The organism is Salinimonas sediminis (assembly GCF_003429285.1).
GTDB lineage: Bacteria > Pseudomonadota > Gammaproteobacteria > Enterobacterales > Alteromonadaceae > Alteromonas > Alteromonas indica.
Window position 1 is genome coordinate 2,046,403 of sequence record NZ_CP031769.1, and the last position, 20,329, is coordinate 2,066,731.

Annotated in this window: 20 protein-coding genes; 14 read left to right on the plus strand and 6 right to left on the minus strand. The window is 49.8% G+C overall.

Features of this window, described 5'->3' with window-relative positions:
* Positions 1–77 precede the first annotated feature (77 nt).
* Positions 78–836: a Nif3-like dinuclear metal center hexameric protein gene (locus D0Y50_RS09120; RefSeq protein ID WP_170145473.1), complete on the plus strand. Its 759-nt coding sequence runs from the start codon at positions 78–80 to the stop codon at positions 834–836.
* Between the two features lie 10 nt (positions 837–846).
* Positions 847–1,611 (plus strand): methyltransferase, encoded by a 765-nt coding sequence (locus D0Y50_RS09125; RefSeq protein ID WP_117316571.1) that lies wholly within the window; start codon positions 847–849, stop codon positions 1,609–1,611.
* Positions 1,612–1,618: 7 nt separating this feature from the next.
* Here the strand turns inward: D0Y50_RS09125 and D0Y50_RS09130 are convergent, their stop codons facing one another.
* Both D0Y50_RS09130 and D0Y50_RS09135 read right to left on the minus strand, forming a co-directional pair.
* Entirely contained in the window at positions 1,619–2,620 is a 1,002-nt protein-coding gene (locus D0Y50_RS09130) for a 2-hydroxyacid dehydrogenase (protein ID WP_108567979.1), read from the minus strand.
* Between the two features lie 11 nt (positions 2,621–2,631).
* Positions 2,632–3,111 carry a glutathione peroxidase gene (locus tag D0Y50_RS09135; RefSeq protein WP_108567980.1) on the minus strand — a complete coding sequence of 160 codons (480 nt, stop codon included), beginning with the start codon at positions 3,109–3,111 and terminating at the stop codon, positions 2,632–2,634.
* Positions 3,112–3,244: 133 nt separating this feature from the next.
* On the opposite strand from D0Y50_RS09135, the gene D0Y50_RS09140 reads away from it, so the two are divergent.
* Complete coding sequence (locus tag D0Y50_RS09140; protein WP_108567981.1) at positions 3,245–4,111, plus strand: NAD(P)-dependent oxidoreductase; 867 nt, start codon at positions 3,245–3,247, stop codon at positions 4,109–4,111.
* Here D0Y50_RS09140 and D0Y50_RS09145 read toward each other — a convergent pair.
* On the minus strand, positions 4,080–5,777 hold the full coding sequence (locus D0Y50_RS09145) for a response regulator (RefSeq protein ID WP_117316573.1): 1,698 nt from the start codon (positions 5,775–5,777) through the stop codon (positions 4,080–4,082). The genes D0Y50_RS09140 and D0Y50_RS09145 overlap by 32 nt on opposite strands.
* A 255-nt stretch (positions 5,778–6,032) precedes the next feature.
* On the opposite strand from D0Y50_RS09145, the gene D0Y50_RS09150 reads away from it, so the two are divergent.
* From D0Y50_RS09150 to D0Y50_RS09175, 6 genes are all read left to right on the plus strand, one after another.
* Entirely contained in the window at positions 6,033–7,523 is a 1,491-nt protein-coding gene (locus tag D0Y50_RS09150; protein ID WP_117316575.1) for a CoA-acylating methylmalonate-semialdehyde dehydrogenase, read from the plus strand.
* 12 nt (positions 7,524–7,535) lie between these two features.
* Complete coding sequence (locus D0Y50_RS09155; RefSeq protein WP_117316577.1) at positions 7,536–8,690, plus strand: acyl-CoA dehydrogenase family protein; 1,155 nt, start codon at positions 7,536–7,538, stop codon at positions 8,688–8,690.
* 19 nt (positions 8,691–8,709) lie between these two features.
* On the plus strand, positions 8,710–9,843 hold the full coding sequence (locus D0Y50_RS09160; protein ID WP_117316579.1) for an enoyl-CoA hydratase/isomerase family protein: 1,134 nt from the start codon (positions 8,710–8,712) through the stop codon (positions 9,841–9,843).
* A 2-nt stretch (positions 9,844–9,845) separates the two neighbouring features.
* Positions 9,846–10,745 carry a 3-hydroxyisobutyrate dehydrogenase gene (gene mmsB, locus D0Y50_RS09165; protein ID WP_108567986.1) on the plus strand — a complete coding sequence of 300 codons (900 nt, stop codon included), beginning with the start codon at positions 9,846–9,848 and terminating at the stop codon, positions 10,743–10,745.
* A gap of 113 nt (positions 10,746–10,858) precedes the next feature.
* On the plus strand, positions 10,859–11,689 hold the full coding sequence (locus D0Y50_RS09170) for a putative RNA methyltransferase (protein WP_117316581.1): 831 nt from the start codon (positions 10,859–10,861) through the stop codon (positions 11,687–11,689).
* Positions 11,682–12,281 (plus strand): D-glycero-alpha-D-manno-heptose-1,7-bisphosphate 7-phosphatase, encoded by a 600-nt coding sequence (locus tag D0Y50_RS09175; protein WP_117316583.1) that lies wholly within the window; start codon positions 11,682–11,684, stop codon positions 12,279–12,281. Before D0Y50_RS09170 ends, D0Y50_RS09175 begins: the two co-directional genes overlap by 8 nt.
* On the opposite strand, the gene D0Y50_RS09180 is transcribed toward D0Y50_RS09175, so the two are convergent.
* Both D0Y50_RS09180 and D0Y50_RS09185 read right to left on the minus strand, forming a co-directional pair.
* Positions 12,247–13,773 carry a DUF3413 domain-containing protein gene (locus tag D0Y50_RS09180; RefSeq protein ID WP_117316585.1) on the minus strand — a complete coding sequence of 509 codons (1,527 nt, stop codon included), beginning with the start codon at positions 13,771–13,773 and terminating at the stop codon, positions 12,247–12,249. The genes D0Y50_RS09175 and D0Y50_RS09180 overlap by 35 nt on opposite strands.
* Before the next feature lie 12 nt (positions 13,774–13,785).
* A complete protein-coding gene (locus D0Y50_RS09185; RefSeq protein ID WP_108568101.1) occupies positions 13,786–14,001 on the minus strand; it encodes a YejL family protein in 216 nt (71 codons plus the stop codon).
* Positions 14,002–14,158: 157 nt separating this feature from the next.
* Here D0Y50_RS09185 and yejK point away from each other — a divergent pair, with 157 nt between their 5' ends.
* From yejK to D0Y50_RS09200, 3 genes are read left to right on the plus strand one after another with little or no spacing between them, the layout of a single operon-like run.
* A complete protein-coding gene (gene yejK, locus D0Y50_RS09190; protein WP_108567990.1) occupies positions 14,159–15,250 on the plus strand; it encodes a nucleoid-associated protein YejK in 1,092 nt (363 codons plus the stop codon).
* A gap of 57 nt (positions 15,251–15,307) precedes the next feature.
* Complete coding sequence (locus tag D0Y50_RS09195) at positions 15,308–16,192, plus strand: 6-carboxytetrahydropterin synthase (RefSeq protein ID WP_108567991.1); 885 nt, start codon at positions 15,308–15,310, stop codon at positions 16,190–16,192.
* Positions 16,186–17,037 carry a M23 family metallopeptidase gene (locus D0Y50_RS09200; protein ID WP_108567992.1) on the plus strand — a complete coding sequence of 284 codons (852 nt, stop codon included), beginning with the start codon at positions 16,186–16,188 and terminating at the stop codon, positions 17,035–17,037. Before D0Y50_RS09195 ends, D0Y50_RS09200 begins: the two co-directional genes overlap by 7 nt.
* 156 nt (positions 17,038–17,193) lie before the next feature.
* Here the strand turns inward: D0Y50_RS09200 and D0Y50_RS09205 are convergent, their stop codons facing one another.
* Complete coding sequence (locus D0Y50_RS09205) at positions 17,194–18,975, minus strand: M61 family metallopeptidase (RefSeq protein ID WP_117316587.1); 1,782 nt, start codon at positions 18,973–18,975, stop codon at positions 17,194–17,196.
* Positions 18,976–19,103: 128 nt separating this feature from the next.
* Between D0Y50_RS09205 and D0Y50_RS09210 the strand changes: the two genes are divergently transcribed.
* Together D0Y50_RS09210 and D0Y50_RS09215 are read left to right on the plus strand one after the other, a co-directional pair.
* Positions 19,104–19,757: a flagellar brake domain-containing protein gene (locus tag D0Y50_RS09210; protein WP_117316590.1), complete on the plus strand. Its 654-nt coding sequence runs from the start codon at positions 19,104–19,106 to the stop codon at positions 19,755–19,757.
* Positions 19,758–19,796: 39 nt separating this feature from the next.
* Complete coding sequence (locus tag D0Y50_RS09215; protein ID WP_108567995.1) at positions 19,797–20,258, plus strand: Mpo1 family 2-hydroxy fatty acid dioxygenase; 462 nt, start codon at positions 19,797–19,799, stop codon at positions 20,256–20,258.
* Positions 20,259–20,329: the final 71 nt, after the last annotated feature.

Below are 20,329 nucleotides of genomic sequence, written 5' to 3' on the forward strand. Positions count from 1 at the left end.
TCGCTATCGGTATTTTTACCGGTTGGTGATAGACTTTGCCCCATCATTTTTATGTTACGTAATGGGTGCCTGCTAATATGATATCTCGTCTGGAACTATTAAATGTACTGGATAACCTGCTTAAACCTAATGAGGTGAAAGATTACTGTCCAAATGGTTTGCAAGTGGAAGGCAAGCTAAGAATTAAGACTATTGTTACCGGTGTTACTGCTTCTCAGCGACTTATTGATGCCGCCATAGAGCATCAGGCAGATGCCATCCTGGTTCATCATGGCTATTTTTGGAAGGGGGAGCCCGCGGTCGTCACTGGTATGAAGCAGCGGCGTCTTAAAGCATTGTTAACCAACGACATTAATCTGTATGCCTATCACCTGCCCATCGATATCCACCCCGAACTAGGCAATAATGCGCAACTGGGTTCGTTATTGGGCCTGGTTAACAGCCAACCATTGACAGATATCGCCCCCAACGGGATTGTATTTAAAGCAACTTTAGCCGAGCCCGTGACCCAGCAAGCGTTAACGGAAAAAATTTCGCAGGTACTGGGCCGTACCCCGCTGGTAGAAGGCGATAGCAACAAACTTATTCAACATGTAGCTTGGTGCAGTGGGGGCGGGCAAGGCTTTATTGATCAGGCGGCTGCTGCGGGTATGGATGCTTTTATCAGTGGCGAAGTGTCTGAACAGACTATTCACAGTGCCCGCGAGCAAGACATTCATTACTTTGCGTGCGGACATCATGCCACTGAACGCTACGGGGCCAAAGCGGTAGGCGATTACCTGGCCCGTGAACTTGGTTTGGATGTACGCTTTATTGATATCGACAACCCTGCATGAGCTTATCTGAATGAAGGAAACTGATCGCTACTTTAATGGGATAGCGGATAAATTTGCGCGTAATATTTACGGTACCACTAAAGGTAAGCTCCGCCACCTTTTGTTACTTGAGGCGATGCAGCCCTTTCTGGAGGGCGGCCCTCAGCATATTATCGAACTTGGGGGAGGCACCGGTATCATGGCGCGGGCGCTTTTAGCATTGGGGCACAATGTTACCCTTACCGATGCTTCTGAAGATGTGCTTGCCCTGGCCCGCGAGTTATTAGTGGACTATCCCCAGGCGAAGATAGCGCAGGCCACCTTACAAAGTATTGATAATCTCGCTGATTACGACATGGTGGTATGTCATGCTGTACTGGAATGGTTAGCCGATCCGTTGGCTACACTCACCCGTCTGAGCCAGCAGATGCGCCCGGGTAGTGTACTAAGTGTCAGTTTTTTTAATCGCGATGCAGCGCTGTTTCAAAACGCGGTATATGGGAATTTTGATTACATTGCCCGGGGCATGAAAGTAAAAAATCAGGTTCGGTTAAACCCGGATAATGCCCTGGCTCCGCGGGAGGTGATACACCACGTAACGCAAGCCGGCTTCGAGATTGCGGCGCAAAGCGGAATTCGGTGTTTTCATGATTATATGCAGCACAAGCCAGATAATGATGAGGTGTTTGCCCAACTGTTAGCCTTAGAGCGACAATACGGCCAGCAAGCGCCTTTTTGCTGGTTGGGCAAGTACTTTCATCTGATGTTGCGAAAGCCTGACAAGCCGGCAGATTAAACGTCGCTTACGACAGCAAAAAGCGCTTTTGCGTTGCCCGCTGGTGGGCAAAATCCTCAATATTGTTGATGGTGGTGTTGGCAATCTCAGTTAAAGCTTCCTGGGTGAAAAACCCCTGGTGGCCGGTTATGAGCACATTGGGGAAGGTTAATAAACGTTCAAATACATCATCATCAATAATCTGTAACGAGCGGTCGGTGAAGAATAAGCCGGCCTCTTGCTCATACACATCTATGCCTAATGCACCAATTTTCTTTTGCTTTAATCCATCGATGGCCGCACGGGTATCTACAATAGCGCCCCGCGAGGTATTGATAAGCATGACGCCCTTTTGCATCTTTGCGATAGCATCTGCGTCGATAAAGTGGGCGGTATGTTCAGTTAAGGGGCAATGGAGGGTAATAATCTGACTGCGATCAAAAAGCACGTCGGCCGATACATATTCGCCACCCAGTGACTCGACCGCTGGGTTTTTCTGGGGGTCGCAACATAACACCCGACACCCAAAACCCCGCAGTATACGCACCACTGCCAGACCTATTTCGCCTGTTCCTACCACGCCAACGGTTTTATTATGCAAGGTAAAGCCGAGTAATCCATTAAGAGAAAAATTACCTTCTCTAACCCGGTTATAGGCGTGATGGGTTTTACGATTTAACGTTAATATCAGCGCTAAGGTATGCTCTGCAACCGTTTCCGGGGAATAAGCCGGTACCCGCGAAACCGCTATATTATGTGCCTGGGCGCACGCCAGGTCGACATTATTGTAACCCGCACATCGTAACGCAATATGCTTTACTCCCAATGCATGCAGAGTACTTATTACCTCGGCATCCAGCGTATCATTAACAAATACACACACCACCGAAAAGCCTTTGGCCATAGCACAGGTCTGTTGGGTAAGCGCTGGTGGGAAAAAGGTCAGGGCGACGGATTTGTCGGCAGCGGCAGCCGTTAAAGAGGCTTCGTCGTAGGGCTGGGCACTAAAAACAGCAACATTTACGGGCATAAGCGAACGCCTTACAATAATTGTTCAATGGCTTGGGTAAGCGTATCAGGTTTAGCCGGTGGGCCAAAACGCTGCACGGCGTGACCCTGGCGGTTTACCAGAAACTTGGTGAAATTCCACTTTATCGCAGTGGTGCCAAATAATCCGGGGGCCTGATGTTTTAAGTAGCGAAATAGCGGATGGGCATGGGCGCCGTTAACCTCAATTTTGCTAAACAGCGGAAAACTGATGTCGTAATGTGTTTGGCAAAAGGTGGCAATTTGTTGATCGCTGCCAGGCTCTTGCTGGCGGAACTGGTTACACGGAAACCCCAGTACCACCAGACCGCGGGCACAATATTGCCGATAAAGCTGCTCCAGCCCCGCATACTGGCCGGTAAAGCCGCACTGGCTGGCCGTATTTACAATGAGCAGAACCTTATCGTGATAATGCGCCAGCTCATGCTGCTCTGTGTTGTTTAATCGGGCCGAAAAATCATACACTGTGGTCACGGTTACTTGCTGTCCTTATGGCGACTCGCCGTCAATGAAACGCATGAACGGGCAAGTGGCAAATAATGCTTTAGCGTTCAGATGACTAGCATACGCCCTAATGACTGGGGTTTACACAACTAAAAGGTGAACAATGACGGTTCAAAATGTAAGTTTTCTGGGGTTAGGGGTGATGGGTTATCCAATGGCGGGGCATCTGGCCAATGCCGGTTATACGGTCACAGTATACAACCGCACCACTGCCAAAGCGCAGGCCTGGTGTGAAGAATATGCCGGGCACGCTGCCGCCACCGTAGCGGAAGCAGTGGCCCAGGCCGACATCGTGTTTATGTGTGTAGGCAATGATGACGACGTGCGTAGTGTTACCGCCCAGGTACTGCAAACCCTGCCCAGCGGCGCCACCCTGGTGGACCATACTACCGCCTCTGCTGAGCTGGCGCGGGAACTGGAGCAAACCTGTGCGCAGCAAAATATTGCGTTTATCGATGCGCCGGTATCTGGCGGCCAGGCGGGAGCACAGAATGGTCAGCTGACGGTAATGGCAGGGGGGGATGAAAGCGCTTTTGCCAAGGTATTACCCGTTATTAACAGCTATGCCCGCCATGCCCAGCGTTTAGGACCAGCTGGCTCTGGTCAGCTGGCTAAAATGATGAACCAGATTTGTATTGCCGGTATTGTCCAAGGCTTAGCTGAGGCGCTACATTTTGGGCAGCAGGCCGGCCTGGATTGTGAGCAGGTGATTCAGGTGATCAGTAAAGGCGCTGCGCAATCATGGCAAATGGACAACCGCGCGACGACGATGCTGGCGAATCAGTATGATTTTGGCTTTGCGGTTGACTGGATGCGCAAGGACTTATCTATCGCCCTGGAAGAGGCCCGCCGGAATGGTTCGACACTGGCCCTGACGGCATTGGTAGACCAATATTACGCCGATGTACAAAAGGCCGGGGGACATCGCTGGGATACCTCTAGCTTGCTGACCCGGCTGAATCAGTCTTAACTGGGTGGGCGGGCTCAGTGGAGGTATCTGTGTCTGCTATATCAAGGACCTTAGCCGATGCGTACAGGTGCTTATTTTCCGCTACTTTTTGACGTAACTGGGCAAGGCGCTGTTGGTTATTCCCTGATAGTGCCGCCTCACTCATGTTCTCCAGTAAGGCAACCACGGTAAAAGTGCGGTAGGCGGGATGATTGGCCTGTACCATACATTGCAACAGGTTCAGGCCAAAGGCCGCCGTACCAGGAAGCAAGCGATATGCTTGGTAGAAATAGTACATCGCTTGCAGGTATTGCTGTTGCACAAACAGGCGCGTACCGGTGTCATTTAGTTCAAAGGCCTGCTCTGCCGCCAGCCCCATTTTTTGTTCGGTCAATGTCAGGCTTTGTTGATGTGTAATCTGATCAGATAAATCAAGATTAGTTTGGTTACGAGCATGTGCCAGGGCCAGCATTTCGCGTGCTTTTTGGGGCTGACCTACACCACCGTATACTTTTGCTGCGGTAACCAGCGTGCCGGCATCGGTACGCTGAAACTGCAGCGTACTATCTCCTTGCATAAGTTCTGCGGCTTTATCTGACTGATTGTTCAGCAGCGCGGTATAGGCCATTAATACGTCACGCTTTTGCACTGATTGTGGGTCGCTTAAGGTGCGCCCGGCAATCCCGATAAGCTTACGCGCCTGGCTCAGGCTTTCTATCCGGTTGGTCAATGGCTGCTGTTCGGCGATAGATAAATAAAACTCAGCTAACTCGAAAGTAAATTCGTGAAACTTGTCCCGGGCACTTTGGTTGGCGTCACGTTTTTTCTGTAGCAGCTCGATACCTTCAATGATGCGATGTTGTTTTTGATAGGTTAAGGATTTCAGGCGTGTGGCAGGTACGCTCAGTGCACTGGTTTTAATATGGTCAAGATAAAACTCGGCCTGAGAGTAAGCTTCCTGTTCGAAACATAACCCCGCCAGCCATTCGAAAGCTTTGTCACGTGCCAGTTGAGAGGAAACCATTTCGCTAAGCGCATCTTTGCAGGCAAACCAGTTACCTTCCACATAATGACACTTTACTTTGCCCCACTGGGCCCACAACACTTTGTCTGATTCAAGCAAAATAGTATCGTACAATGCCCGGGCCCGGGGAATATTGCCAATATCGAACAGGAGTTGCGCTTTGAGCTTCAAAATGTCGTTGCGCAAGCGCGGCGGAACAGTACTTTCCAATTGCCGTTGTAACAAAGAAAGCGCTTGTTCAGTATCGTCTTTATCCAGTGCATATAATGCATCACGCACAAATCCCCGGTACGCCACATAATGTTTTAGTCCACGGGACAGACTATGCATATTATAGGGCTTGATAAGTAGCAAGTCGGGTTGGCAATCAATAATCTGGCCAATCGTTTGGGGCAGGCGATCACAGGTAATAAAAATAATCCCCGTACTGGGTTTTATGAACTGCTCATTGCGTAACAGTTGTAGCCACTCCACGCCATTTCGGCCTTCGCCAAGATGAAAATCAAGTAACAGGATTTCAAAATTCTGCTTGCGTAAGGCACTTTTAAGCTCATTACCATTACTGAAGCTACTGATGTCAAATAACCCCAAGCTAAGCAAATGGCTGCGTAGGGTAGCCCGGGCGCTGGCGTTATCTTCAACAATGGCGAGGCGATAGGACATCTAAACACACCTGTTCGGTAATCAGGGAAGGCATTGGGTATAGGTTGTTTAAGCATAACAACGACCTGCCAGTACGTCATTATTGATGACAAAATAAATTCGCTAACGGCCATTGATCCTATCAATAGACTGTCGCATGATAAATGTCACACATTCTTTACATATAAATAACGTCAGGTTAAAGCTTTACGTTTACGTGAAGGTAAGGTGGCGTTATGTTGTCGGTATACGCATCGATTCTCAGGACAATTTATTATGCATCAGGTATCCCTACTCATTAACGGCGAAATGCAGGCATCTTCCAGCACACAGTTTATTGATGTGACCAACCCGGCAAATAACCAGGTTATCGCTCAGGTTCCCTGTGCAACAGAACAGGAAATAGAACAGGCTATCATGAGCGCGCAGCGTGCTTTCGACACCTGGAAAGACGTACCGGTAACCGAGCGGGCGCGGGTTATGATGCGCTATCAGGCCTTGCTAAAAGAGCATCAGCGCAGTATTGCTGAAACCCTGGCGCAGGAAACCGGCAAAACCATTGATGATGCCATGGGCGATGTATGGCGTGGCATCGAGGTGGTTGAACAGGCGATGAATGTGCCGTCCATGATGATGGGTGAAACAGTAGAAAATGTGGCTCGCAATATTGACACCTATAGTCATATTCAACCTTTGGGTGTGTGTGTCGGCATTACTCCTTTTAACTTCCCTGCGATGATTCCGTTGTGGATGTTCCCTTTAGCAATAGCTTGCGGCAATACCTTTATTCTTAAGCCTTCTGAGCAAGATCCAATGACGCCGATGCGCTTGGCTGAACTGTTTATAGAAGCGGGCGCGCCGGCCGGGGTGCTCAATGTTATCCACGGCGGCAAAGAGCAGGTGGAACCGCTACTTACCCATCCTTTAATTAAGGCAGTTTCTTTTGTGGGGTCAGTACCGGTTGGCCAGCATATTTACCGCACAGCAACCGCGAATATGAAACGCGCACAATGTTTTGCCGGGGCGAAAAACCACACTGTTATTATGCCTGACGCTAATAAAGAGCATGTGCTGAACAATTTGGTCGGCGCCTCAGTGGGCGCAGCTGGCCAGCGCTGTATGGCGATATCGGTAGCGGTATTTGTCGGTGAGTCGCAGCAATGGATCCCCGAGCTTGCCGAACGTATTGCGCAAGTGAAACCCGGCGTATGGGACGACAAAAAAGCCGGCTTTGGCCCACTTATCAGTCCGGCAGCGAAGCAGCGGGTACTGGGGTTTATTCAAAGCGGTAAAGAGCAGGGCGCGCGCTGTCTGGTCGATGGCAGTGAGTGTCAGGTGGCCGGCTACGAACAGGGTAACTGGGTTGGGCCAACGGTTTTTGCCGATGTAACGGACCAGATGGATATCTATCAGCAGGAAATCTTCGGGCCGGTATTATGTACGATGGCAGCAGCGTCATTGGAAGACGCGCTAACCCTGGTAAATAACAATCCCTATGGCAATGGTACGTCTATTTTCACCAATAGCGGCGCTGCCGCCAGAAAGTATCAGCGGGAAGTAGAGGTGGGGCAGGTAGGAATAAACGTACCGATTCCGGTGCCATTGCCCTTCTTTTCTTTTACCGGCTGGAAAAATTCATTTTATGGGGACCTGCATGCTTACGGAAAGCAGGCTATCCGGTTTTACACCGAAACCAAAACCATTACCGCGCGCTGGCTAGAAAATGACATTCCCGGCGGCCCTAACATGACCATCTCGCTTTCTTAACCGGAGGTTATTATGGATTTTACGCTTAGTGAAGACCAACAAGCGTTTGCCGAAACCGCAAAGCAGTTTGCTCAACAGGTTCTTTATCCCCATGCCGCACGTTGGGATAGAGAACACCACTTTCCTGTCGCTGAGATTCGGCAGGCCGGAGAACTCGGTTTCTGTGGTTTGTATACGCCTGAAACTGAAGGAGGCCTGGGCTTATCCCGCCTTGATGCAGCAATTATCTTTGAGCAACTGGCTATGGGGTGTACCACTACCACCGCCATGTTAACGATCCATAACATGGCGACCTGGATGATCGCCACCTGGGGCAGTACGACAGCCAAAGCGATGTGGTGCCCACACTTAGTTACGGGCGAAAAGCTGGCGTCCTATTGCTTGACTGAGCCGGGTGCCGGCTCTGACGCGGCATCGTTAAAAACCACCGCCACCGCCACCGCCGATGGTTTTATACTTAATGGGGCAAAAGTGTTTATCTCCGGGGCGGGCAGTACCGATGTTTTGGTAGTCATGGCGCGCACAGGGGGCGAGGGCGCTGCCGGGGTGTCTGCTTTTGCCGTACCGGCGGATTGTGAGGGGGTGATTTACGGTAAGGCGGAAGAAAAAATGGGCTGGAACGCCCAGCCAACTCGCATGATCACATTTGAAGATGTGAAGGTAGAACGAGCCTGGCTGTTAGGTGAACCCGGAGACGGTTTCAAAATGGCGATGCAGGGCCTTGATGGCGGCCGGATTAATATTGCCACCTGTTCTATCGGTACGGCACAACAAGCTTTAAATACTGCCCGTAATTACATGCAAGAACGCGAGCAGTTTGGCAAGCCGTTAGCCGCTTTTCAGGCATTGCAGTTTAAACTGGCAGATATGGCTACCGAGCTGGTCGCTGCCCGTCATCTGGTGCGCCTGGCTGCATTTAAACTCGACAATAAAGATACCGACCGGACGACCTATTGCGCCATGGCCAAGCGGTTTGCTACTGATGTCGGGTTTAGCGTATGTAACGAAGCACTGCAATTGCATGGCGGTTATGGCTATATCAAAGAATACCCGCTGGAGCGACATATGCGCGATGTGCGAGTGCACCAGATACTGGAAGGCACCAATGAGATTATGCGGCTGATTATCGGTCGGCGTTTGCTGGCTGATGAGCGGGAAATACTATAAGTGGTAGCAAGGAGATAATATGCAGCAAGATAATGCCATGGCCCCAGTTCAGGTTACTGAAATTCCTTTACCGGACGGCAAAATTGCCGGGCAACTTACGTTAAACAAGCCGGCTTCGCTTAATGCGCTGGACTTAACCATGGCGCAAATAATGCTGACGTCATTAACCGAGTTTGCGCATCGTGAAGAGGTTGCGCTGGTATTTATTGATGCTGCAGGTGATAAAGCGTTTTGCGCAGGGGGCGACATAGTATCCATGTACCGGGCAATGCAACAGGCGCCCGGCGAAGTGCCTGACTTTATCCAGCGTTTTTTCGCCCTGGAGTATCGGCTTGACCACCTAATTCATACATTTCCAAAACCTGTCGTGGTGTGGGGCCATGGTATTGTGATGGGTGGGGGAATGGGGCTGCTGAATGGCGCGTCCCACCGTGTGGTTACGCCAGCTTCCAGACTGGCGATGCCAGAGATTACAATTGGCTTATACCCGGATGTCGGAGGCAGTTATTTTCTTCCGCGGTTACCGGGGCATAGCGGCTTATTCTTAGGCCTTACCGGAGCCAGCATTAATGCAACTGACGCCTGCTTTTTAACCCTGGCTGATTATTACTGCGATACATTAGCTAAACAGCAGGTGCTTGACGCGCTGCAGCGCACCGTGTTCAGCCCGCTGACCGCTCATGACCAGCTTAGCGCACTGATTGGCCAACACAATGTGGCTATCGATGAACGTATCGACGGGCAGGTAGAAGAGCATCTTGAGGCGATTAACCTGGCGTGTCAGGCCGACGATGTTAGCGTGATAGCAAAGCAGATTTTGTCCTTAGACAGTACCGCCGATAAGTGGCTGCAACGGGCCCAGCAAACCTTGGAAAAAGGCTCGCCGATTACCACCCATTTGGTTTTTGAACAAATTCAACGCGGTGCCTCCATGTCCTTGGCTGACTGTTTTAAAATGGAAATGACGATGTCTTGTCGCTGCGGGGAATTTGGCGAGCTGCAGGAAGGGGTGAGGGCATTATTGATTGATAAAGACAATCAACCTGCCTGGAAATACCCTGCCATCGACGCCGTTCCTGCCACGGTGGTAAATCACTTTTTTGCTGATATATGGGATGTTCAGCAACATCCCCTGGCTGATTTAGGAGCATAAGCATGGATATAACATCAAAGAAAATAGCCTTTATTGGCTTAGGCAACATGGGGGCGCCCATGGTAGATAATCTGCTCAGCCATCAGTTAGATGTGGTGGTGTTTGACCTTGTACCCGAAGCGGTTCAGCGGGCATGTGACAAGGGCGCTACTGCCGCAACTGACGCTAGGCAAGCCGTGCGTCAGGCAGATATTGTTATCAGTATGCTACCGGCTGCCGCGCATGTTAAAAGCCTCTATCTATCGGATACCGGTATCATTGCCCAGGCCCGTCCCGACACCTTATTTATTGACTCCAGTACTATTGATGCCAGTACCGCTAAACTGGTGGGTGAAGCGGTAGAGCAGGCTGGTCATCAGTTTGTTGATGCCCCGGTTTCGGGGGGCACGGCTGGCGCTGCCGCCGGTACATTAACCTTTATTATGGGCGGGCATGACACAGCAATCGAACGGGCCCGGCCAATACTGGCGTGCATGGGTAAAAACCTATTCCATGCCGGCCCCATGGGAGCAGGGCAAATAGCCAAAATATGCAATAACATGCTACTGGCCGTGTTGATGGCCGGCACCAGTGAGGCATTACAGCTGGCGATTGCCAATGGTCTGGATCCCAAGGTTGTTAGCGACATCATGCTGCAAAGCTCAGGATGTAACTGGACCTTACAAAAATACAATCCCTGCCCTGAGGTCATGGCTAATGTACCAAGTAGTAACGACTACGCGGGTGGTTTTATGGTGAAATTAATGAATAAGGATCTTAGTCTGGCTATGGACGCTGCCGGTGCTACTGGCTCTGCCACCCCCATGGCCAGCGCGGCGCAAGGGCTTTATCGGTTACATCAGTTGCAGGGAAACCAGGATAAAGACTTCTCCAGTATCTTTACCTTATTTGGTAAGCTATAACTGAACACAGCCAATACGAAGCCAGGCATTTTGCCACTTTGCTTTGCTTCGTTTTTGCTGGCTAATCTGCTAGCATCGCACGCACGAAAGCTCTTTAAGGCGTTAGATGTATTATGTGGCAATGTCCCTTATGCCAGCATCCTTTAACTACCTCAGGCACGACCTGGCAATGTGATAACCGTCATAGCTTTGACCAGGCTAAAAGCGGATATGTAAACCTTCTCCCCGTCCAGAATAAAAAATCTCGTCATCCGGGCGATGACAAAGCGATGTTACAAGCTCGCCGGGCATTCCATCTGGCCCAGGGGTATATGCCGCTAATGCAACACTTGGGAGCATGTGTGGTGAAACACCTCCCAGCGGGCCTCACGCCAGTGCAGCTGTATGATGCAGGATGCGGCGAGGGCAGCTATGTGGCGTTTATTGCCACGTATTTACAGCAGGCCGGCGTACCGGTCACGGCGGCAGGCAGTGATATTGCAAAAGCGGGGGTTGAAATGGCCGCCAGGCGTTACCCTCAGGCCGATTTTGTGGTGGCCAGTTCCTTTGCTTTGCCGGTGGCCGATGCCAGTCTGGATGTTGTATTACAAGTTTTTGCCCCTGGCAGTGAACAAGAGTACCGTCGGATACTTAGCAGTGAAGGTATATTAGTTACGGTGGATCCGGGCCCGGCTCATCTTAGTGAGCTTAAAGCAAAAGTGTACGATAACCCACAGCAACATAGTGCCCCATCAATGCTACCGGCGCCGTGGCAGCTGGTTGAAGAGTCTGCATTAGGTTTTACAGTAGATCTTAGCGATGTTTCGATTTGTAGTGCGTTATTGGGAATGACGCCCTATGTATGGAAATTAAGCGAACATAAGCGTGCCGAAATGGGCCGTATGTTGACTTCGGTGACAGCTGATTTTGTGGTAAGAGTGTGGCGGGTAGACACCAGTGAGTGAGCCAAAACCACACCCAAAACTGCTTTTTCTGGATCGTGACGGCGTGATAAATCACGATACCGGATATGTTGGAAAACCCGCCGACTTTACCTTTATACCGGGTATTTTCACCGTTATTCACCAGTTCGTTAATGCCGGTTTTTTACCAGTAATTGTGACGAATCAATCGGGTATCGGCCGAGGCTATTACAGCGAGAGTGATTTTGCAGCACTGTGTGAGTGGATGCAAAACGCCTTTACCGACCAGGGCCTGCCCTATATTCCGGTCTATTATTGTCCGCATCACCCTGAGCACGCGCAGGGCAACTATCAACAGTTATGCGATTGTCGAAAGCCTGCCCCCGGTATGTTACTCGCGGCAGCCAGAGACTTAAATGCAGAATTGTCCAGCAGTGTCCTGTTAGGAGATAGCTGGCGTGATATTCAAGCCGGCGCCGCCGCTGGCCTGCCTGCGCAGTGCTACATCAATGCTACGCCTGCGCAGGAGGCAACGTTAGGCCAAAGCAACGTATTTCACGCCCCTTCAGTGGCCGCAGTCACCCCGCTGATCCCAGCCATTATTGCGGCGTCGAAAAACGGGTCAGATGCTTAATCGCCGTACTCAGCAAATCAACATTGAGATTGTCTGTGCTGCGTTGACCGGTTGTAATATCGGTAATGTCATAACTACCATTACTTAATACTTCTATACGCTGGTTGGCGTGCATCACAATCACTTTTTCGCCGGTGGTGCTTACCAACCAGCTTCGGTTCGGCTGTGTAAGGTCCCGGCCGGTAGAATAAAAGCTGGCCGGCGCGGCGCAGCCCAGCGCATTTAATATTGTCGGAGCCAAATCTTCGGTACTGGCAATATCACCTTTGAGGTTCATATTCGTATGCAGTTGGCCTTTAGCCGCCTCGCTGCCAGGGTTGAATCCCCGGGCGATAATCACATCGCTTTGGGCCAGCAAGCTTTCACTTAGGTAGTCATCTATTTGCGTGGCCGGTAAGAAAGCCAGATGAAGCCCCTTGTGATCATTACTTATCGGCTGGCGGAACCCTTCCAGTAACGCGTTGGGTAGCGGCGCATCAGTATGAATCGACACCGACATGCCCTGCGCTACAGGCAGCGCAAGCATTACCGGATTTTCTTTGGCCAGTGTATCTTCATATATTTCCGGCACCCCGAATAAGGTCGTCATAATTAACCCCTCCAGAGACGAGGCACTGGAGAAATAGTTATCCAGGGTACGCAGTGACGGCAGCGTGTTTAGCGCCTCAATGGGCGCAGTATCCGTTTGTACAATAAGGGTAAGATTGTGCGCAGGCTCAACAGAACAATACACCGGCTTAAGCGGGTAGGTGATTTTGTGTATCTGTGGATCAAACTGGAGTTGTTTACGCGCTTGATAGCTGACTAAATCAAGCAGACCATACCGCGACATAGTGGTTTTCGCCGTAGCCGGATAAGACAGCGGAAACATATTATCCTGTTTAATAATGGGCTGGTACAGCTGGGCATCTGCCCATACATGGATAGCATGGCTGGCAACAAAGCACACAATAAAGAAACTGGAAACCGGGGTACCAATGTGTTTTTTCTGTAATCGTTCAATACGTTTCCAGATAGCATTAGCCAGAACTAACTGAAAACCCAGCCAGACAATAAATAACATCGCCAGAAAACCCCAGTCTTGCATACTGAACTGACTGATTTGGGTTTGTGCCTCGGTCTTTAACAAGGGGGCGGAGTTAAAGCTGATATGAAAGCCGGTACGATTAAACAGCAGTGCATCAAAAGCCAGCGAAGCCAGACCTACTGCAGCAATAATCGAGGCAGCAGTTTTAATCACCCGCGGGCTCACTGCCAGGTAGCACAGCGGTAGTACAAATATAACAAAGCCAAAGAAGGTCATAAAACTGATATGACCAAACCAGTTTGCAAACAAGAAACCGGTACCAACCACCGTATCGGGCAGGGGCGAGGAAAAGATAAAAACCGACGCAATAGTAATCGCTATGGCAATATTGGCCAAAGCAAACCAATGCCCCCAGTTAACTAACTTGGTAACCCGCTGACGACGGGGTGATTCAGCTAAAATCATGATCAGGCAGCGTTATTGTTTGATACTTTTGACCAGCACACCGGCAAACTTCTCGGCCATTGCGGCCCGGTCTGCTGGCTTAACCTGGGTTTGGAAAATATGCGTAATGACATTACCCAGTACCATCAGGGATAAGTCCCGATCGGCCTGGTTGTCATCCAGAGTCTGGATAACTTTATTCATTAGCGCTTCGAAGTCCGCGTTCTGGTAACGGCTCTGTTGGGGCATTGTTACGCCTCTTTTGCTGAAATCTTTAATAAAAAGAATGGTAAGATAGATACAAGGATTATAATCGTTGTTTGAGTGATAACAATCATTCATTCATAATTCCCCTAATTCCTTTTCTTAAGTTTCAAAAAATAAACAACAGGATGCCATTTTTACTATGAGTGCACTGATTCACCACTTCGTTGTTCATCGTCTGATTGTCAACGAAGAGGAAAAAATCCAGGCGATACCTCGCAATGCCTGCCTGACGGTTACGCCGGAAATTGAGCACCTGGCGCATCAGATCAATCACAGTTTCAATTCCAAGCCAGGCAAGGGTGTAGGTCATTTTGTGGAGCAGGCGCCCGGCGAAGATGACGCCGCAGGGAAGGACGTGAGTGGTTTTGCCACCGAACTGGGACAGTTTATTGCTGCGCAGAATCAGGGACAGGATGATCTGGAAGATAAATTCCATAGCTTGTCATTGTCTGCTACTCATCGGCTAATTACGTCTTTGATAGAGACGGGCTCAGTAGAAACGGGATTTTTAATTTTTTGTCAGTACGAGTATTTAGCCACCCAGTATCTGATGATTGCATTATTAAATACCCGCGCCCACGTTGAGGTTAATCAGGCGCTGGAATTAACCTCTAAAGAACATCTGGATTTAGCGAAAATGCAACTGGCGGTGAGAATCGATTTAACCCAATTACAGGTGCAGCCCGAGCAACAACGCTATGTTAGCTTTATTAAAGGGCGCATGGGCCGCAAAGTTTCCGACTTTTTTATGGACTTTATCGGCTGTGAAGAACTGGTTGACGTTAAGCAGCAAAATAAGCAACTCATTTCATCGGTAGATGCCTACCTGGCGGGCGAGAGCTTAAACCGCGAAGAGCAAGAGCAGCACCGCAATGAAGTGAAAAGCTATTTCAAAGAAAAAATTGATAGTGGTGAGTCATTGTCGATAAGTGAGCTGTCTGGACGTTTACCAGCAGACTCAGCTAGTAGCCATTCGTTTGAACAGTTCACTAACAGTTTGGACACGCCGCTGGAAAAAGCGATTCAGCCTGATCCGGCAGCGCTGCGCCAGTTAGCCAAATTCACCGGCGCCGGGGCTGGGGTAAGCGTAAGTTTTGAGCGAAAACTGCTGGGCGATCGGGTGATTTATGATCCGCAAAGCGATACGCTGACAATTAAAGGTATTCCACCTAACCTGAAAGACCAGTTGCTGCGCCAGTCAGCCGGTTTTCACAGCGACAGTGATGAATGAGATTATGCGCAGCTTGGCGTATAATAGGCTCCAATTAATTATGGCTGTAAGGGCACTATGCAACTTTTTGTAAACGATCTGACAGTGATGGACTTTTCTTACCTTTGCCCCCGCCGGGGCATGGTGGGAGAAAGCTGGATTGTCGATGTCGTTCTGGATGGCAATCTGAACGATGAAAGTATGATTCAGGACTTTGGTAAGGTGAAAAAGAACCTGAAGCGACTGATTGATGAATATGTTGATCATAAACTTCTGGTACCCCTGGAATATACCGGCTCTACGGTTATTCACCGTACCCAGGATGAGCAGGTAGAAGTACGCTTTGAAACTAACGAGCACAGTGTCATTCAGCTGTTTTGCCCGGCCGAAGCCTATGCTTTTGTGTATGCTGATGAAGTCACGATGGACTCGGTGGGTAACTATTTGCGGGAGGTTATTGCCACGCACCTGCCGGATAATGTAGCCAGTATCGAGCTAAAATTACGCGCTGAGCAAATATTAACACCGTACTATCACTATACTCACGGTTTGAAAAAGCATGATGGCAATTGCCAACGCATAGCGCATGGCCATCGTTCAAAAATTGGTATCGTTATTGATGGTCAGGACTGCCTGGAATCGCAACAATACTGGGCGCAGCGTTGGGCAGATATTTACATCATCAGCGCTCAGGACATTATTGAATATGATGCCCGCCAAGCGACGGGGACGGTAGATAATCCAGATGAATATTACTGCTGCGCCTATGAGTCTTCGCAAGGTTATTTTGAATTGCTTATTGCCCGAAATGTCTGTGAAGTGATCGAAACCGATTCTACAGTGGAATGCTTGGCACAGTTTGTATTTGCAGAGCAGAAAAAACGCAGCGGTGACAGCACCCTTCAGGTAATGGCTTATGAAGGGGTTGGTAAAGGGGCAATGGTTAGAGACGAAGTATGCTGAGCTGCCTCGCAAAGCTGCGTGGCTATGTGGCTAGTGCAATCGTGTTAAGCGCTACATTATGCACACCGCTGGCACTGGCTGCGACTACTGATCCCGACCAGGCACTGGTGTTAAACGGCAGACTTACACAGGGCAGTTTAATTAGAGCGCAGCTGCCGGTGGGTAGCCAGATCACACTTGATGGTAAGCGTTTGACACAGAACGGCCAGGGTAAATTTGTTTTTGGTTTTGACCGGGATGCAGGGTTGACCCATACGCTTGCCTGGCAGTTACCCGATGGCAGCCAGCATACCCGGACACTTGATTTAGCTAAACGGGATTATGTCACGCAGCGCATTGACGGCCTAGACCAGAAAATGGTTTCACCGCCGGCTGAGGTTACTGCCAGAATCCGAAAGGATGCGGCCAATGTGGCGGCTGCACGGGCGACCATCAGTGCTGGCGACGCTCTGTTTACCGGCTTTATCTGGCCAGCTGAAGGACCCATTACCGGTGTGTATGGTAGCCAGCGTATTCTAAACGGTACGCCCAGTCGGCCCCACTATGGGGTAGATGTTGGGGCACCCACGGGCACCCCGGTGGTGGCTCCGGCTACCGGCAAGGTAACGCTGGCAGCGGATCTTTATTATTCTGGCAATACATTGATTATTGACCATGGAATGGGGGTATTTACGACCTATCTTCATTTAAATAAAATGCGGGTCAAGGTAGGCGATACGGTGGAACAGGGTGAGCAAATTGGTGAAATTGGCGCCACCGGGCGCGCTACTGGCGCGCACTTGGACTGGCGATTAAATTTAAACAATCAGCGGCTGGACCCAGCGTTACTTGTTCCGGCCAGGTAACTCGACCACCGTTTATAAACCGCCCGCTACCTATGGATGCTAGCGCCCAGAGTGGGCTACCAGGAATACAGCAACACGCCGCACGCACGGCGTGATAGGCTGTTAGCTGCCACCCATACTTAGCCGCAAACAACCTTGCTGTTTGCGGCCTGTCCATTAAGCCTGGGCTAATCCCAACCAGCGATGCAGCCGGGTTCGATCGTCAATAGTGAAATAGCAAGCATACTGCGCCGCATCTTCTACCGGTAGCGACAAGGTCAACACGCGCCCATCGCGAATAACCGTCATAACCATCGTGGTTTGTTCCCAGGTATTAAGCATCCGTAACAGTAAGTTTTCGTTAACCACAAAGTCATCGGCTGCCAGGATAGTATCGTTAATCTGCAATCCCGCCACACATGCCGGTGAGTCGGCAAACACCTGCGCAACGACTACGCCCATTGGCGCCGTTTTTACTGTGGCACCCAGCCAGCGCCGGGGGCCTTTGTTGCCTATATTATTGCCGCCCTTATCAGCAGCATTATTCTTGGCCCGGTAATGCAGGGTAACACCGATATCGGCTAACCAGTCGTCCAGCACCACATCCGTAGTACTGTGTACTACCTGGTCAAGATAAGGCTTAACATCAATGCCCAGTTTTTGCTGACACAAGGTGCTGATAACATCATCTGGCGTGCCCCGCTCATCCTTACCATAATCCTGCCACAGGTGCTGCATAACAGTATCCAGCGAATACGCGTTATGGCTTTGTTGGCGAATCAGTAAATCCAGGCCCATTGCGATAATGCCGCCCTTGGTGTAGTAACTGACAATATGGTTTACCGAGTTGGCATCTTGTTTGTAAAAACGGGTCCAGGCATCAAAACTGGACTGCGCCGCACTTTGTATTTTACGGCCCGGGCCCTGCAATAACCGCGTCAGGTTCTGGCCTACAATTTCCAGGTATTTTTCCGGGGTGATCAGCCCGGTGCGGGCAAGGGTCAAATCATCATAAAAGCTGGTAAAGCCTTCGTAAATCCATAACTGATTGGTATAGACCTCCTGGCCAAGGTCCGGGTTTATCATTAATTCAGGTCGAATGCGCTTAACATGCCAGGTGTGGAAAAGCTCATGACTACACAAACTCAAAAAGGTGACATAACCCTCTGGTCGCACGCCGGTTTCCCCGGGTAAGGGTAAGTCAAAGCGCGGATACAGTAGCGCGGTGGAACTGCGGTGTTCAAGCCCGCCAAAGCCAGTATCGCTCAGTAATGTCATGAAAATATAACGGTCGGTAGGATAGGGCGCACCAAATAGATCCAGGTGATGTTGACAAACCGGTGTTAAATCTTCACAGATACGACCGATATCTACCGGCGCATCACCGCTAAACAGCATGACAAACTCAATGCCCTCTACCTCAAACGATTGCGTAATGGCTTCGCCGATGAATATCGGGTGATCAATCAGTTCTGCATAGCTATCACACTGATAGCTGTTATTGACCTGAGGCATACTGGTTTCGACGATCCAGCCAGGGTACTGGGGATCATGGATGGCGAGGGCGTGTGGGTGTTGCTCCAGCCCCTGCACCTGCAAAAATACTGATGTCCCATTACAAAATGCGTATTGGTCATTAATAAACGCAGAGCGTACCGATAAATCAAACGCAAATACGCTATAGCGCACCATAACCGCTTCATCCGGGCAGCTAAACTGCCAGGTTTGTTTGTCGAGCTTCGCCAGCTCAAGCGGCTCTCCGGTACACGTAGCCGCCTCTATCTGAGTAATATTACGCGCAAAATCGCGGATCATGTAGCTACCGGGAATCCACGCCGGTAGTGACAAACGGGTTTCTGGCTGACCGGTAGCCGGAATCGTCAGACTAACTTCGAATAAATGCTCACTGCGAGAGCCCACCGCTAATTCATAATAAGGGTGGCTAATAACATCAGACATAAAACACCAAAATAGGAAAAGATGCCTATATGATGCCCAACCTGGTTTGTTTTGTCAGTACCTGTAAATTATGCTTATATCAGGTATAGGTATTATTTTAGCAAAATGAGTAAGGTAATCATTGAGTCATGCTACCTGAACAGGACATAGCGTTACTACGCGCTTTGCAATCCGGAGCGATGGTGGATTTACAGATAACCACCCCCACCGCGCCAAAACGCGCCCGTACCCACTATATTGGTATGGATATTCCCAATGCCATGATGTTTGCGGTTCCCCAGAGCGCCAAATGGGCCGCCCTGCGGGATTTATTGCTGCCCGACAATACTATGGTTGTACGCTATGTGTTAGAGGGCGATAACGGTACGGTAATCGCGTTTAAAGTTAAAGTGTTACGGTTAATGCATACGCCGTTATCAATGGTAATTACGTCGTTTCCCCAGTTAGTTCAGTCCCAGGGATTGAGAACGGAAAAACGCGGTCAATTAGGTATTTCGGTGGAAGCTATGATTGACGATGAGCAGCAATTACCGGCCATTATTGTGGATATGTCTTCTAAGGGCTGCCGCCTGGCAATAGCAGAAAAACACCAAAGTACGCCTTTTGAGCTTAACAAAGCATTAACATTACGTTATAAACTGGAAGGGGAAAGCGTCAATATTATCAGTAAAGTGAAAAATCACACCAGTGACAAGGTCTATCGCTACTACGGATTGCAATTCGAACAAACACAATCGGCGGTTACCGCAATGCTGGAACGATATAGCCTATTTTACGAGTAATGCCGGCGCATTAAGATAAGTCACGACAGAAGGCAGCTTATGCGTCAGATAGAACATTTATTATCGCGTTACGGTGAAAGCCATCAAAATCGCACCAATGTAATTATTCATACCATTGCCGTGCCCAGCATCTACTTTGTTACGCTAGGCCTGCTCTGGGCGTTGCCGGTTCCCGATTGGCTGGCCCAATATGAGGTAACCTGGGCGCATGTCATCGCGGTGCCTGTATTGTATTACTATTTTTCGCTTTCAGGTCCTATTGGCGCCGCCATGACAGTGCTAACCATTGCCTGTTTTGGCGCGGTCAGTTTGCTGGAGATGGCTGGTATAGGTGTATGGCAATTCTGCCTGGCATTGTTTGTGGTCATGTGGGTACTGCAATTTGCGGGGCATAAAATAGAGGGCAAAAAACCGTCTTTTTTAGAGGATTTACGCTTTTTACTCGTAGGTCCGGCGTGGTGGTGGGTGCATTGGCTTAAGCGAATGAACATTGCTTATTAGCACTTATATTGTTAACTCCTTCCACCAGGTGCGACCAGCGCCCCTAGAGTTACGATTAAGGTGCCATGGTA